We start from the raw sequence: 14,563 nt of genomic DNA, 5'->3' as shown, positions 1-14,563 counted from the left end.
ACCTCGTTAACGGTCACGGACCCGAGGTGTTTTAAAGTAGGATCGTATGGACCTTAATCCCAGTTTAAGATCACTTTACCCGATTGACCAGAGATCATAGTATCAAAGCCCTGCTGGAACTCATCAATATGGAACTGGTGGGTAATAATAGGCTCCAGATTCAGACCTGACTGGATCAGACTCGCCATTTTATACCAGGTTTCAAACATCTCGCGACCATAGATACCTTTGATCACCAAGCCTTTGAAAATGACCTGATTCCAGTCCACAGCCATGTCGCTTGGTGGAATACCCAGCATGGCAATTTTACCGCCATGATTCATGTTGTTCAGCATACTGTTGAACGCCACGGGCACACCCGACATTTCCAGACCGATATCAAACCCTTCAGTCATACCCAGCTCAGTCATCACGTCTTCAAGCTTTTCCTCGGCGACATTGACAGCACGGGTTGCACCCATTTTACGTGCCAACTCAAGACGATACTCGTTAACATCGGTGATCACCACATGACGTGCACCAACATGCTTGGCCACTGCGGCAGCCATGATCCCGATGGGGCCAGCACCTGTGATCAAAACATCTTCACCGACCAGATCAAAAGACAAGGCGGTATGCACAGCATTGCCAAATGGGTCAAAGATAGATGCCAGCTCGTCAGAAATGTTATCCGGGATCTTAAACGCATTGTACGCGGGAATAACTAGGTACTCTGCGAATGACCCTTCACGATTGACGCCCACCCCTATGGTGTTGCGACACAGATGGACACGACCGGCACGACAGTTGCGGCAATGTCCACACGTAATATGGCCTTCACCAGATACGCGGTCACCAATTTCAAAACCACGGACTTCCTGGCCCATATCCACAACTTCGCCCACGTACTCGTGTCCCACTACCATAGGTGTTGGAATGGTATTTTGTGCCCACTCGTCCCATTTGTAAATGTGAACATCGGTGCCACAAATGGCGGTTTTACGGATTTTGATCAGCAGATCGTTATGCCCTACTTCCGGTTTGGGCGCATCCGTCATCCAAATCCCTTCTTGTGCTTTTAACTTGGATAGTGCTTTCATGTGTTTTCACTCGTCAGAAACACGCAAGCCGGTGGCTTGCGCTATAAATCGCTCACAGCCAGAGGAGGCTGTCGGGCAATGATTAAATCACGCCCAGTTCTTTACCAATGCGGATAAAGGCATCAATCGCCTTGTCCAGCTGCTCTGTGGTGTGTGCCGCAGAGATCTGAGTGCGGATCCGTGCCTGACCTTTCGGTACAACCGGGTAAGAGAAGCCAATTACATAAATACCTTCAGCCAACAAGCGATCTGCCATGTCGGAGGCCACTTTCGCATCGCCCAGCATCACCGGGATAATGGCATGGTCTTTACCTGCACAGGTAAAGCCTGCGGCTTCCATTTTACTACGGAAATGTGCGGCATTTTCCCACAGCTTGTTGCGCAGCGCCTGGCCTTCTTTCATCATATCCAGTACTTTGATAGACGCCGTGACGATAGACGGTGCCAGTGAGTTTGAGAACAAGTACGGACGAGAGCGTTGACGTAACCACTCAACAATTTCTTTTTTACCAGAAGTATAGCCACCAGATGCACCGCCCAGCGCTTTACCTAGTGTGCCTGTGATGATGTCCACTCGGTCCATCACACCACAGTATTCTGGTGTACCACGGCCGTTTTCACCAACAAACCCAACGGCATGCGAGTCGTCTACCATAACCAGGGCATCGTACTTGTCCGCCAGATCACATAACTCAGACAGGTTACAAATGACCCCGTCCATAGAGAATACGCCGTCTGTTGCGATCAGCTTGGTTTTTACACCGGCCTCATCTGCCGCAATCAACTGCTTTTCCAGATCCGCCATGTCGTTGTTGGCATAACGGAAACGCTTTGCCTTACATAAGCGTACACCATCAATAATAGACGCATGATTTAGAGAATCCGAGATAATCGCATCTTCCGGGCCTAAAATGGTTTCAAACAGGCCGGCATTGGCGTCAAAGCACGAAGAATACAAAATGGTATCTTCTGTTTGCAGGAATTCGCTGACTTTAGCTTCCAGAGTTTTATGGATATCCTGAGTACCACAGATAAAGCGCACAGACGCCACACCAAAACCGTGATCATCCAGACCGCGTTGAGCAGCCGCAATCAGGTCTGGGTGATTGGCAAGGCCTAAGTAATTGTTTGCACAGAAGTTGATAACACTTTCGCCGGTTGATACTGCGATTTCTGCTTGCTGCTGAGAGGTGATCACACGCTCTTTCTTGTATAAACCCTCAGCTTTTACTTCTTCAATCTGTTGCTGAAGCTGGCTGAAAAATGCCGCTGCTCTCATCGGGAGTCTCCATTAGTTGCACGGGGTGTGCGCACCAGGCACACACTAAAATGCCGATATCGTTTATTTTCAATACCGGCTGTGTCATTAAATTCGTTGCTTATATTTTAAAAGGTTCGCACCTTAATTGCACGGATTGTGATTATCTTGTTCGCAGACGTTTTGTAAACGCTTATGAGATAAACGGAGGTACATCAAGTACCTGACGCAATGTTCCACACACATAGTCGGCAGACGCGCGTACCTCCTCACTGAACGTCTGACCCGACTCAACCAAAATCTTAGTGCGTACACCAGCGGCCTGTGCGGCCTGCATATCCGAGCCTTTATCGCCGACCATCACGCTGCGTGTCGGGTCGATGTCATGCTCTTCGATGGCTTGCAGCAACATACCGGGATTTGGTTTGCGGCATTCACACTCACGCAGATACTGTGGTTGCGCTTTTTTCGGATGGTGAGGGCAAAAGTACACGCCTGAAATCGACACACCATGAGCCAGAAACTGCTTGCACATCCAGTCCGTAAGCTGTGCAAACTGAGCTTCATCATAATATCCCCGGCCAATACCTGACTGGTTGGTCACCACCACCAGCTTGTAACCCAGAGCCTGAAATTGCTGACATGCCTCAAACACCCCATCAATAAACTCAAAGTCCTCGATTTTATGCACGTAGGCATGATCCTGATTGATCACCCCGTCCCGGTCCAGAAATACCGCTTTGTGTGTCATAATTGTTCCTGCTTTACTACCTGGTCGAACATCTGTGTCACCCGCTCCACTGAGATTTGGCTCATCAAATCACGGCCCTTTAAACGCGTACCCCATTTAAGCTGTTGTGCACTTTTGCCTTTTTGTGCCGCCAGGTTGTCATGGTACACCTCGACCACATAATCCTGATACAAATACGGACCGGTGCGTTTGGGGTTGGAATGCGCATACAAACCAATGACCGGCGTGCCAACCGTCACTGCCATGTGAGCAGGTCCGGTATCCGGTGCCAGCACCAGTTGCGCCTGCGCCAGTACACACAGTAAGGTTTTAAGTTTGGTTTTGCCAACCAGATTGGTGATATCGCACTGTGCATGCGTCAGGATGGCATCACTGAGGTTGCGCTCCAGCTCGGTCGGTCCGCCTGTCAGCACTACGCTAAACCCCTGTGCCGCAGCATAATCTGCCAGTGCGGCATAACGCTCTGGCAGCCAATTACGCTCTGCTTTACTGGCAGCCGGAGAAATCACGAAAATACGCTCCAGGCCTTGCAGCAGTTCACAGGCTTCCTGCTTATCCGCCTCGCTCACAGGCATATCCCATGTTGGTGCGCCACACTCAGCACCGATGGCGCGGGCAAAGTTCTGAAACCCTTCCAACACATGAGACTCACTTTGTGGGGTGATCCGCTTGTTGATCACCAGTGAATGCAGTTCTTTAGAGCGGCCCTTATCAAAACCAATTTTGACTCGGGCGGGGATGCAGCGTGCAGCCAGGTTGGCGCGAAACGCCACTTGCATATGTAAAAGGACGTCGAACTTATGTCCTTTAAAGTGCGCCTTCAGCTGCTTAAATGCAGCCCTACCTTGTTTCTTGTCAAAAATAACAAACTCAACCCCAGGCATATCTGCCAGTAGCATGGCTTCAACTTTGCCTATCACCCAGGTGATCTTTGCCTGTGGATGCGCGCGCTGGATGGCCTGAACAGCGGCAACGGCATGACAAACATCACCGATGGCTGAAAGACGGAGAATACAAATGGAAGAAATTGCCTGAGACACACATGTCGCCCGTAACTGAAAATAAGCACCCGATCTTAAATAAAACCCACTATTTTGCAACCTGTGAGATTTTCCCCGACAAGAAAAGTCGTTACACTGGGCGTTTGTCGTTGCAGTGCCACTTCAGAGAAGTCATGTTAAAAATAGAACAACACCACAACCACTACTTGTTGCGCACCCGCCATACGCCGGAGTCTTTGTCTTCGGATTGGTTCGATGTGGCATTCTGGCAACGGCAAAACGCCGTTGTGACCTCAAAGCAGGGGCGCGCTGCGGCCTGGTTTGTGCGCTATGCTTCGCAACAGGTTGCAGTCCTCAAACACTACTGGCGCGGGGGCTTAATTGGTAAAGTGCTCAAAGATCAGTATCTGTTTACCGGTCTGAAAAATACTCGCGTGTATCTCGAGCTGGATCTGCTCACTCAACTTGCTAACCAGGGCTTACCAGTTCCGACGCCGCTGGGCGCCAGAGTCACCGTATCGGCAGGTATTTATCGTGCGGATATCCTGACGGACGCCATCTCAGGCGCACAAAGCTTGTGTGAAAGGCTACAATCGGCACCACTGCCGCCACAGGACTGGCAGCAAGTCGCAACCACGCTGGCGCGCTTTCATCATGTCGGTGCCTATCACGACGATTTAAACTGCAATAATATTTTGTTTGATGATCAGGGCAGAGTCTACCTGATTGATTTTGACAAGGGTGCGCTCAAAACGCCTGCAAAAGAGTGGCAACAGGCCAACATTGAGCGGCTCGCCCGGTCGCTAAAAAAAGAGGCATCGCGTTCCACACAGTTTTTCTGTACAGAGCAGGACTGGCAAGGTTTTGTTGATACCTATCAGGCTGCAATGACGAAAAAGCCGGCGTAAACCGGCTTTTGCATTGTCAGACAAGGCTACTCAGTCTCTCTGGCCTTGGCAATGATATTAGATGTGGAGCACCCGTCGAGAAAGGCTAACACCTCAACCTGGCCGCCCATGGCAAGGACATGATCTGCGCCTGCAATTTCTGACACCTGATAATCTCCGCCCTTGACGAGAATATGCGGGCTGATCTGTTCAATCAGCTTAGCCGGTGTATCGCCCTCACTCTCTTTGCCAAACGGGATCACCCAGTCGACCGACGCCAACGCCGACAGCACCATAGCGCGCTCATTGAGCGGATTGATTGGCCGCTCAGGCCCTTTCAGCCTTGAAATAGAGTCATCGGTGTTAAGCCCGACCACCAGCCGGTCGCCTCTGGCCTTAGCTTGCGCCAGATAACGTACATGCCCGGCGTGCAGAATATCGAAGCAGCCATTGGTAAAGACGATGGTTTCGCCGTTTTGTTTGGCAAACTCGATGTGCTTGAGCACTTCCTCATAAGGAGCTTGATAATGCTCTCCGGTTTGGCGCAGGTACTGGCCCAGTTTGCGGCTCAGTTCCTCTGGGGTCACAGTCGCGGCGCCCAGCTTAGCCACGGCAATCCCCGCCGCTAAGTTAGCCAGTTCCACCGCTTCACTGGACGAAAATCCGGCGCCCAGCATGGTTGTCAGTGTTGCGATCACAGTATCACCGGCACCGGTAACATCGCTGACTTCCTGAACCTGAGCCGCAAAATCATGCTTCTCACCTTGCGTAATCAGCGACATACCCTGCTCAGAGCGAGTCAGCAACATAGCGCCAATGCCCGCTTGCTTTATCAACGCCCGGGCACTGGTGGTCAGTGTCTCTTCGTTGCTAGCATCCCCCCCGGCGAGGCGAAACTCGTTGAGATTTGGCGTAATGTAGTCTGCGCCACGATAGCGGCTCAGATCAGACGATTTCGGATCTATCAGGACCGTTTTACCAGCCTCCTTAGCGACCTTAATCATCTCTTCAATGCAAGTTAACGCGCCTTTGTTATAATCAGAAAAAAGCACAAAATCATAGTCATCAACCACCTGCTCCAGGCGGGTCAATAACAGCTGACTGTGAGAGCGCACAAAAGGCTCTTCCAGGTCCAGCCGGACAACCTGCTGATGACGGCTGATCACGCGCATTTTGGCAATCGTCGGCAGCTCAGCTACGGTAACCAGTTGCGAGGCAATTTGCTCTTTTGCCAAAATCGATTCCAGCTGGCGGCCATTGTCATCTTCACCAATTAAGCCCAGCAGTCCAACCTGACCATCCAAATGCGCAATATTTTTCGCTACGTTAGCCGCGCCGCCCGCTTTGTCTTCCAGGCTACTTACCTTAACCACCGGCACCGGCGCTTCAGGTGAAATACGACCCGTATCGCCATGCCAATAGCGGTCGAGCATGACATCACCGACCACCAGGACCTTAGCCTGGTTTAAATTTCTCAATGCACTCAGGTTCATGCTGACTGCTCCGCAATCACCATATCGACCGCTTCACAGAGCCAGTGCCCGATAAACATGTGGGCTTCCTGAATGCGTGCGGTTTCATCAAAGTCGATGATAATGGGCAGTCTGGCAATGTCTTTTACTGTGCCGCCAGTACGGCCTGTCAGTGCCACCGTGTAGGCACCAATCTCGTTCGCTGCCTGTAATGCCAGGTTGATGTTCTCACTGGTGCCTGACGTTGTCAGGCCAATCACCAAATCTTGTGGTTTACATAATGCCTGCACCTGGCGCTCAAATACGGTGTTAAAGTGATAATCGTTGCTGTGCGCCGTTAAGATTGACGTATCTGTAGTCAAAGCAATGGACGCCAGCGGACCACGCTCGAGCTTGTAACGCACCACAAACTCGGCAGCCAAATGCTGTGCATCAGCCGCACTGCCACCATTACCAAACCAAATCACCTTACCACCCGCATCCAGGGTTGCTTTGCAGGCGGCCAGTAGTTCCACAGACTGGGAGTGATAATCGGCCATTTTTGCGAACAACGCCATATGTCGCTCTAAGCTGGCCTGATAGCTTTGTTTGATGTGATCATTGATTGACATAGTGATCCTTAATAAATAATGCGACTCTGTATTCGTTGCAAAGTCAAAACTAACCCGTGTTAAATTAAATGGTAACGCTGCGCACCGCTACCAGTATACATTGACAGATAGCCAAGTGTAGTTTTCGCCAAAGACATCTTTACCGTAGGTGAGTGAGGTCTCGACTTGCTTATCATACATGCGCCGGGTATTGGCTACCTGAAGCTGACGAGCCTGTTCGTAATCACGCGTATTCACTGTATCAAAAGCCACAAAGTGATTGCTATTTTTGACTGTAGACAGCTCAAGGCGCCACATTGAGTCGAGGTTTTCCCGATAGGTCACCTCGACAAGGTGGGCCTTGCTTGGCACACCATCCTGAAAGCTACGCTGATTGGCAACGGCATGCCCAACCACAAACCCATCAATAGAGTTCCCTTTTCTGGGATAAATGTAATTGTTGTACCACAAACTATGCATATTGGAGTATTCATATCTGAACGTCAGACTTTGCGTCAGCGCGGGCAGATAGAAACCAAAGTTGGATGCAATATTACCAAATTGGTAGTTTTGATGGTCTTTTGTGTCTTCCCCGCCATATTCAAGGTACCATTGGGCAGGCATCAACCAGTTTGTTCTAAACACCGACGTAATACTGGCCCACTGATCTCCGAGCTCTTCATCCGAACTCCCCACCTTACCCACATTATCATTGCCGGCAGGGTCAAAATACGCCTTAACAACGTCTTTGAAACCAACCTCACGGGGCCCACCGCCAAACTGCATCATTCGGTTGATACCAATCTTCCAGTTTTCCAAAGGTTCAAAACTAATATGCGTACCTGCGAGTTTAGGTGTGCCATCATGACGCTTACCCTGATATAAAATCCCCTCTTCTACATGTTCCAGCTCGGAGTAGAAAAGTTCAAAATCAAAGTTCCACCAATTGTCTAATGGCAAATTTAACCCTAAAGATGCCGATAATGACGGCTTGGCATTGTTTGAATAGACCTGAGCACCCTGTTTGAATGGCGAAAACCAATGCTCTTTATAGCCCAAAGTAAGTTGTAAATTATCTCCGCCCAAGGCATAAAACGTATTGTAAGGCACAACCTTACCCGCATCGACACGATATTCTGCACCGATTTGTACTAAGCTAGTGTCACTGCCGCGCCAGATCCCATCGAATGATAACTCTGCATACTCATCACTGTAGTTTCCACGATCGTTCGCAAGTTTCTGCGTTTCACCCGAATCCACCCTCAATTTAACGCCGCGACGGGTGATTGCATCTCTTTCCAGATAGGGAGCCAGTCGCATTTTGATACTTTGATGTAAAACAGGATCCAGGCTCGCAAGCTGAGACAGCGTTTTATTGATTTCGGTGATCCGATATGGCTTGGCCATTGGCGAGGTGCCGGTCAGAGCAAACATCTGGTCAATCTGGTATTCCAGGATGTTGTCTTTACCCAAAGGTAAGAATGCCGTTGGCATTGCAAAAGCCTGCGCTGCACCCAGCAGACACAAAGAAGAAAGCGTGATAGTACGAAAAGACAACTTAAAACCTTTAAAATTGGAGATTTTGCCCGATCCTAGCAAATTCCCGCCCGCTGAGCACCAAGGCAACTGTGATAATTTGTACGTGTATTATCGCTTTTTTAGACCGACAAGTTAAAATAAGCGTTTTTTACACTGATGGCTGCCATGATTAGACACTTATATTCCCTGCTGCTGCTGACATTATGCCCTTTCATTGTGCTGTATCTGTACGTTATCAGAGGAAAAAAGAACCCGCTCTACAAAGCGCATTTCTCGGAGCGCTTCGGCTTAGTGGCACAAGGGTGTGCTGAGCAAGCGATCGTTATCCACTGTGCCTCGGTAGGAGAAGTGCTGGCCGCCACGCCGCTTATCCAAGCGCTTCTGAAAGCACACCCGAATGCCCCGTTTGTATTGACCTGCAACACCCCAACGGGTCGCGAACAGCTGACTCAGCAGTTTGGTAACAGTATACGAGACATCACCATCTGCTACTTGCCAGTCGATTTTGCCTTCGCAACACGACGCTTTATCCGGCAACTACAACCAAAAGTGTTGTTGGTGCTGGAAACTGAGTTGTGGCCAAACCTGTTTTATTATGCCAGCCAGTCACACTGCCCGGTTACCGTTATAAACGCGCGTCTGTCAGAAAAGTCATTCTCGGGATATCAAAAAGTTGCCCCTTTAAGTCGTTTTATCATGAGTCAGATCAGTATGCTGGCCAGCCACAACCAGGATGATGCAGAACGCTTTGTGAAACTGGGGCTGGCTCAGGAAAAAATCACGGTAACGGGCTCAATCAAGTTTGATATCGCACTGGATGATAGCCAGCAGGATAAAATTGACGATATTAAGGCACAACTTGGCGCACGTCCCGTTTGGGTCGCCGGTTCCACCCACCCCGCAGAGCACGAGCAGGTATTGGCGGCGCACCAGCAACTGTTAACCCAACTGCCCGATGCGCTGTTAATTATTGCGCCCAGGCACCCGGAGCAGTTCGACAAAGTCGCGGCATTAATTGAAGCGCAGGGGTTCAGTTACAGCCGCCGAAGTCAGGCGTACACGGCGTCGCCACAGGTCTTGCTGGCTGACACTCTTGGCGAACTGAAGCTATTGTACGGATGTGGACAAATCGCCTACATTGGCGGCAGCCTGATTGAGCGCGGTGGTCATAACCCACTTGAAGCTGCGGCCTGTTCGGTCGGTGTACTGACCGGCCCCCACACATATAACTTTGCCCACATCTATCCGGAACTGTTTGCACTGCAAGGCGCCATCGAAGTGGCTGACTCACACCAGTTAGCCGATACTTTATTGGCGTATTTAAGCTCAACGCAACGTGCTACAGAATTGGGTGCGCAGGCACAGGCTTGCCTGGCCCGCAACCAGGGCGCCATTGCGCGCAGTATTACTATGATCAACTCTCTTTTGGAAAAATAAATGCACCATTTAGCTGTCAAAGCGATGCAAAACTGGGTCAGCTCAGTGATCGTCAAATATAACTTTTGTCCATTTGCCCGCAAGGAAGTTGAGCAAAACGCGATTCACTATCGAGTCTGTGAGTCGCAATCTCCCGAAGATGCCGTGATGGATATGCTGGATGAGTGCCAGGCACTGACACAAGCTCCTGAGCGCGAAACCAGCCTGCTTATTTTCACTCAGGGCTTTGCTGATTTTGACGCATTTTTAGACTTGGTTGACCTGGCAAACGCGCTGCTGGTTGCACAGGGCTATGAAGGGGTTTTTCAGCTTGCCAACTTTCATCCGGATTATGTATTTGCAGATGCACAAGAGGACGATCCAGCCAACTACACGAATCGTGCGCCCTACCCGGCTTTGCACGTGATCCGTGAAGCCAGCATGGCTGAAGCACTGGAAAGTTATGATGATCCCGAGTCAATTCCGGATAACAATATCCGACTGGCACGCAGAAAAGGGGCCGCGTTTTGGCAGCAGTTACTGCACCAGTGCCTGCAAGAGAAATAAAAGTCAGGGCGGACTATACCGCCCACACTCTTACTTTTTAACCCACTTACCGTCTACTTTAACAAAGTGACCGGGTGCCGTTTTGGCAAAGGTTTTTTTAGCAGCCATCACTTCAACCTGGCTCAGGCTGATGCCGTTTTTCTTGGCCAGCTGCTGATACTTTGCTTTGCGCTTGCTGTTTACTTCATCCACCAGCTTGTTCACTTCGCTGCTGCCCTTAATCACACCCAGATAGCCCGTTGCGGTTTCGCCAACCAAACCCTGGGACTTTGCATCATCCAGAGAAATGGCCAATACCGAAAAGCTCATGCAAGCTGCGGCAATCGTGGTGAGTAACTTAGATGCGTTCATGATCTGGCTCCTTAGAATAGTTCACTGTCATCGCTGAACAGATCGTCCAGCTCTTTGTCGACCTTAACGCGGATCTCATGGTCAACTTTGACGTTTAAGTTGATGGTGATTGGCTCTTTGGTTTCTACCTGTACTTTATGTGTACAGGCTGATACCAAAACAGCGAACACCAAAGTTAGCATCCATTTCATGCTGAGTTGCTCCTATTAGTTTAAAGCTTTTTCCACTTCCTGAGTAATTTCATCGCTCAGGCGCAATGCCCTGAACAGGGTATAAATATTTTCACTGTGCGTATAATTAAAATTCACGGGCTGTTTTTGCTGTTTGTTTTCACCGGCAATTTTCACAGCCAATTCCAGCTGCCCGTTTTGTGCCATGTTCACGTCAGCACTTAATGTTTCAATACTCAACTCGTCCAGTACACCAAACACCGTTTGTAATTCCGGACGCTGAGACTTTAACGCGTTGAATGATGCATTATCCTCTACCTTGAGCATACTATCCACCACATTGCTGAGATAGCCATCACGGATCTCGGCCTGCCCGTTGCGTATAAACACCGGCAGTCTGCCGGATACCTGGCCATGTAACTCAACGCCCGACTCTCGGCCCGCTTCTGAGATCAGCATCAGATCCAGGTCGCTGGCCGTCACTAAAATCTCCTGATCTTGCTTACTCAGTAAGATCTGCTCAGCCGCTAACTGACCGCCAAACACATTGGCCCTGAACTGACGTAACACCGGCATATTGCTGTCTGAAGTTATCTGACCTTGTACGTCTGTCAACACAGCACCCGAGCGCACCTCGGTGATACTCAGTGGCGCAGGTTCAATCATCAGCTCACCCGCATGCCACTTGCCCTTCATTGGCAGGTCCAGCTCCGACACATAGTGGTGCTCATATAAAAACGCGGCGTCATCCACATTCATTTCAAAATCAAAAGTCTGGCGCGTCAGCTCACCCGTAACCTGAGCATTGATCAGACCCTGCTCAATTTTAAGTTTAGGCACAAACTGGCTGGCCAGTGACTGAACTGCGCCCAGACCATGATCGGCCAGTGTCAGGGTAAATGGCATTAACCCGGCTTCCAGACGATGCGCCAGCTGTAACTCCAGGTTGTCCAGGGTCAGTGTGTGATTCAGCGCCAGTTGTTCACTTCCCGCAATACTGCCGCTCGTTCGCATCTCGACATCTCTGAGCACCAGTTGAGGGTGAGCCAGCAACTCAATAACCGAGCTGCCCGTTAGCTTGCCAACCGGGCCCTCGCTGTGCAATTGACCACTGAACTCAAGCTGCTGATGTAAGTCTTTGCCTCTCACTTCCTGACGTTTAAAGGAGCCAATCCGAATATCGCTATGTACAGTAGCTGCCAGCATGGCATTAACATCACCATGCCCTGTGATGCTCAGATTGCGCCCCTGTACGCCACTGATCAGATAACGCTCTACATCAGAATTGAGCTGCCATTGCAGCAATTTAAATGGGGCTTTTGTCGCGGAATCATCTTGCTTAGCCAAATCGAATGTGGCTTGACCAGACAGCCTGGTCGAAAGCGCCTCCAGGCTCAGGTTGTCTGCTGTCACAGTCTTTGCCTGGGGTTGCACTGCAAAGGTTAAATTTAACTGCTCTGTGACAGTGCCCAGCAACGCAAACTCGCTGCGTAAAGTTAAGTCCTGCCAGTTAACGGCTAGCTCAGCCGGCGCCTGCGCCACCTCAATGGTGACTGTGCCCTTGCTATCCAATTGTGTGCCAGCAAGCAACATGTCGACTTGTGCCTCCAACAGATTAAGCGCGTCGCTGTGATGTGAGAGCATCAGTTTACTGCGCACCTGCTGCCCGCTAACCTGATATGCCAAATCACTGAGTGTGACTGAAGTAACGCCATTGCCATCAGACACACGCAATTCAGGCAAGCTTACCTTGTCCGCATTCAGCGTCACCGGCTCGGTGATTTGGGCTCGCCATTGTGCCGACCAAAGGCTGTTTTGCCAGGTCTGTGGGAGTTTTGCAAGCAGTGACTCACACTCAGGTACGCTCACATCGACAGGCAACTGGCTCAGATCCACTTTGCCACTTTGGCTACTCAAATCCCACCGCCCGGTGATCACGCCATTGACCTGAATCTCAGGCTGGCACTGAGGCAAGGCATAGCTCAATGTGCTCTGTAACTGGATATCTGCGTTGACCGTCAGGCCATCAAAACGAGTTTCAACAACCCCTGCCAAAGCCGACACTTCCACGGGTAAGTTGGCCTGACGCAACACATTCTGTACAGCGGGGCTAGATAGTTTCAACGCACTGAGCAGTTCAGTATCATACAAGTCGATATCGGCTTCTACATCCCCGCTGATAGTAAACGCAAAGTCATCGCGCTGGGTTACGCTCAGGTTCAGCGGCGCTGGTAACAAGAAACTCGATACGGTGAGTGCCTCAATCTGGAGTGTCGGCATGCCCTCTGGCAAATCAAGCTGTAAAGGCGCAGGCGTGTGCACCACCTCAGTGTCGCTTGCAGTCTCAACCGCACGATGGACCACACTCATATTGCTCACCTGCAAATGATCGCCGTCAAAGGTGGCATTACTGAGCTCCACCGATATGGCATCACTGCGCCAGCACAGCCGCTCTATGGCCAATCTGTCCCAGCTGTCTACTGACCAGTCGAGACACTCCAACAAGCCCTGCTCTTCAGTCAGTATCTGCTTGCCAATGGTGAGTGTCAGAGGCACGCGAAAATAATAAACAGTGATCCCTATCGTAAACAGGGCAAATAACAGAATAAGAAAAAAACGCCGCATCGGTACCAGGTACTTATTGAAAACTCGCTTAAGTGTAAGGGATCTTAATGCCGATGTAATGCCTGCTACAGTAAGAAGATGTTAAGTTTGCAAAAGTCCCTTACAGGTTTGTTACCTGCTGGTCAGTAAATTCGCTTACAACTGGCCCTGTTTCTTTAGTTCTTCGAGTCGCTCTCGCTCCGCGAGGATCATTTTGATCATATTGACGCGAATATCTGCTTCCAGCTGCTTGTATTCAGACAACTGCTGTTCCAGTAATGCGATTTCGTCCACTTTAGCGCTGTCACGGTACTGCTTTAATCCTATGTGCTCAACCGGTACTGAGTCTGTTGACGCTTCTGTTTCTTCGTTTTGCCGTATTTGCAAAGGGCGCTGCTGCACAGATTGTATCAGCTTACTGAGCTGTGCCTGTAGTTTACGGATCAACGCCTGGATAACTTCCATGGCTTTTTCCAGGTCCTCATAATCCTCTTTGAATACCGGGTTATCTTCTTTGTACTGCCCCGCTTCTTCGTCTAGCTCTTTTGACAGCAGTGGGGGGATGACCTCAGCTTCTTTGCTATCCTGAGTCTCTTGTTGAGCATTCACATTCAACGCCTCATCGCTGTTACTGTGAACTGGTGCATGCGATGCCGGCTTGTGTGCTAAAGCACTGCCCGGGTGTATTTGTATGTCCATACTCACTCCTTGATTGCCATTATTGGACTCCGGATCCTTGCGGCCAGAAGTACCTCTAACTCAACCATTGTATCGGTATTTACATAAAAAACTTAAGGACGGAAAGTATAAAGGACAAATAATACTAAACCATGAACAGGATGAATTTGTGAGCAATAAAAAAGGTCACTGAAGTGACC

The 14,563-nt window shown here is 50.0% G+C and carries 14 protein-coding genes; 3 read left to right on the top strand and 11 right to left on the bottom strand.

The genetic code is table 11. The features are described 5' to 3' along the window. Window positions 1-53: 53 nt before the first annotated feature. The 4 genes from tdh to MHN33_RS09750 form a co-directional block, all read right to left on the bottom strand. Window positions 54-1,079: an L-threonine 3-dehydrogenase gene (gene tdh / locus MHN33_RS09765; protein WP_239397788.1), complete on the bottom strand. Its 1,026-nt coding sequence runs from the start codon at window positions 1,077-1,079 to the stop codon at window positions 54-56. A gap of 82 nt (window positions 1,080-1,161) precedes the next feature. Next, on the bottom strand, window positions 1,162-2,358 hold the full coding sequence (locus tag MHN33_RS09760) for a glycine C-acetyltransferase (RefSeq protein ID WP_046003014.1): 1,197 nt from the start codon (window positions 2,356-2,358) through the stop codon (window positions 1,162-1,164). A 172-nt stretch (window positions 2,359-2,530) separates the two neighbouring features. Then, the gene (gene gmhB, locus MHN33_RS09755; RefSeq protein WP_239397787.1) at window positions 2,531-3,088 is read right to left on the bottom strand and encodes a D-glycero-beta-D-manno-heptose 1,7-bisphosphate 7-phosphatase; all 558 of its coding nucleotides are present in this window, start codon (window positions 3,086-3,088) and stop codon (window positions 2,531-2,533) included. Beyond that, window positions 3,085-4,128 (bottom strand): glycosyltransferase family 9 protein, encoded by a 1,044-nt coding sequence (locus MHN33_RS09750; RefSeq protein WP_239397786.1) that lies wholly within the window; start codon window positions 4,126-4,128, stop codon window positions 3,085-3,087. Before MHN33_RS09750 ends, gmhB begins: the two co-directional genes overlap by 4 nt. A gap of 2 nt (window positions 4,129-4,130) precedes the next feature. Here MHN33_RS09750 and MHN33_RS09745 point away from each other — a divergent pair, with 2 nt between their 5' ends. Next, window positions 4,131-4,997: a 3-deoxy-D-manno-octulosonic acid kinase gene (locus MHN33_RS09745; RefSeq protein WP_239397785.1), complete on the top strand. Its 867-nt coding sequence runs from the start codon at window positions 4,131-4,133 to the stop codon at window positions 4,995-4,997. 26 nt (window positions 4,998-5,023) lie between these two features. Here MHN33_RS09745 and hldE read toward each other — a convergent pair whose 3' ends face one another. The 3 genes from hldE to MHN33_RS09730 all read right to left on the bottom strand — a co-directional run bounded on the left by hldE (window position 5,024) and on the right by MHN33_RS09730 (window position 8,595). Beyond that, on the bottom strand, window positions 5,024-6,469 hold the full coding sequence (hldE, locus tag MHN33_RS09740) for a bifunctional D-glycero-beta-D-manno-heptose-7-phosphate kinase/D-glycero-beta-D-manno-heptose 1-phosphate adenylyltransferase HldE (protein ID WP_239397784.1): 1,446 nt from the start codon (window positions 6,467-6,469) through the stop codon (window positions 5,024-5,026). Beyond that, window positions 6,466-7,059, bottom strand: a complete 594-nt coding sequence (locus tag MHN33_RS09735; RefSeq protein ID WP_209053440.1) for an SIS domain-containing protein — start codon at window positions 7,057-7,059, stop codon at window positions 6,466-6,468. The genes hldE and MHN33_RS09735 overlap by 4 nt, the downstream gene beginning before the upstream one ends. Window positions 7,060-7,146: 87 nt before the next feature. Further along, the gene (locus MHN33_RS09730) at window positions 7,147-8,595 is read right to left on the bottom strand and encodes a capsule assembly Wzi family protein (RefSeq protein WP_239397783.1); all 1,449 of its coding nucleotides are present in this window, start codon (window positions 8,593-8,595) and stop codon (window positions 7,147-7,149) included. Between the two features lie 147 nt (window positions 8,596-8,742). Here MHN33_RS09730 and waaA point away from each other — a divergent pair, with 147 nt between their 5' ends. After that, window positions 8,743-10,014: a lipid IV(A) 3-deoxy-D-manno-octulosonic acid transferase gene (waaA, locus tag MHN33_RS09725; protein WP_239397782.1), complete on the top strand. Its 1,272-nt coding sequence runs from the start codon at window positions 8,743-8,745 to the stop codon at window positions 10,012-10,014. After that, complete coding sequence (locus MHN33_RS09720; protein WP_239397781.1) at window positions 10,015-10,560, top strand: DUF1415 domain-containing protein; 546 nt, start codon at window positions 10,015-10,017, stop codon at window positions 10,558-10,560. Window positions 10,561-10,590: 30 nt separating this feature from the next. Here MHN33_RS09720 and MHN33_RS09715 read toward each other — a convergent pair whose 3' ends face one another. The 4 genes from MHN33_RS09715 to MHN33_RS09700 all read right to left on the bottom strand — a co-directional run bounded on the left by MHN33_RS09715 (window position 10,591) and on the right by MHN33_RS09700 (window position 14,384). Continuing rightward, a complete protein-coding gene (locus MHN33_RS09715) occupies window positions 10,591-10,911 on the bottom strand; it encodes a YdbL family protein (protein WP_239397780.1) in 321 nt (106 codons plus the stop codon). 11 nt (window positions 10,912-10,922) lie between these two features. Beyond that, window positions 10,923-11,102 carry a YnbE family lipoprotein gene (locus MHN33_RS09710; protein ID WP_046003022.1) on the bottom strand — a complete coding sequence of 60 codons (180 nt, stop codon included), beginning with the start codon at window positions 11,100-11,102 and terminating at the stop codon, window positions 10,923-10,925. Window positions 11,103-11,117: 15 nt separating this feature from the next. Next, a complete protein-coding gene (locus tag MHN33_RS09705; RefSeq protein WP_239397779.1) occupies window positions 11,118-13,706 on the bottom strand; it encodes a YdbH domain-containing protein in 2,589 nt (862 codons plus the stop codon). Window positions 13,707-13,841: 135 nt separating this feature from the next. Then, window positions 13,842-14,384: a hypothetical protein gene (locus MHN33_RS09700; RefSeq protein WP_239397778.1), complete on the bottom strand. Its 543-nt coding sequence runs from the start codon at window positions 14,382-14,384 to the stop codon at window positions 13,842-13,844. Between the last annotated feature and the right edge of the window lie 179 nt (window positions 14,385-14,563).

Origin of the sequence: Pseudoalteromonas sp. OOF1S-7, from assembly GCF_022347765.1 — a bacterium.
Taxonomy (GTDB): domain Bacteria; phylum Pseudomonadota; class Gammaproteobacteria; order Enterobacterales; family Alteromonadaceae; genus Pseudoalteromonas.
This window is presented reverse-complemented; position numbering and strand designations above follow the sequence as displayed.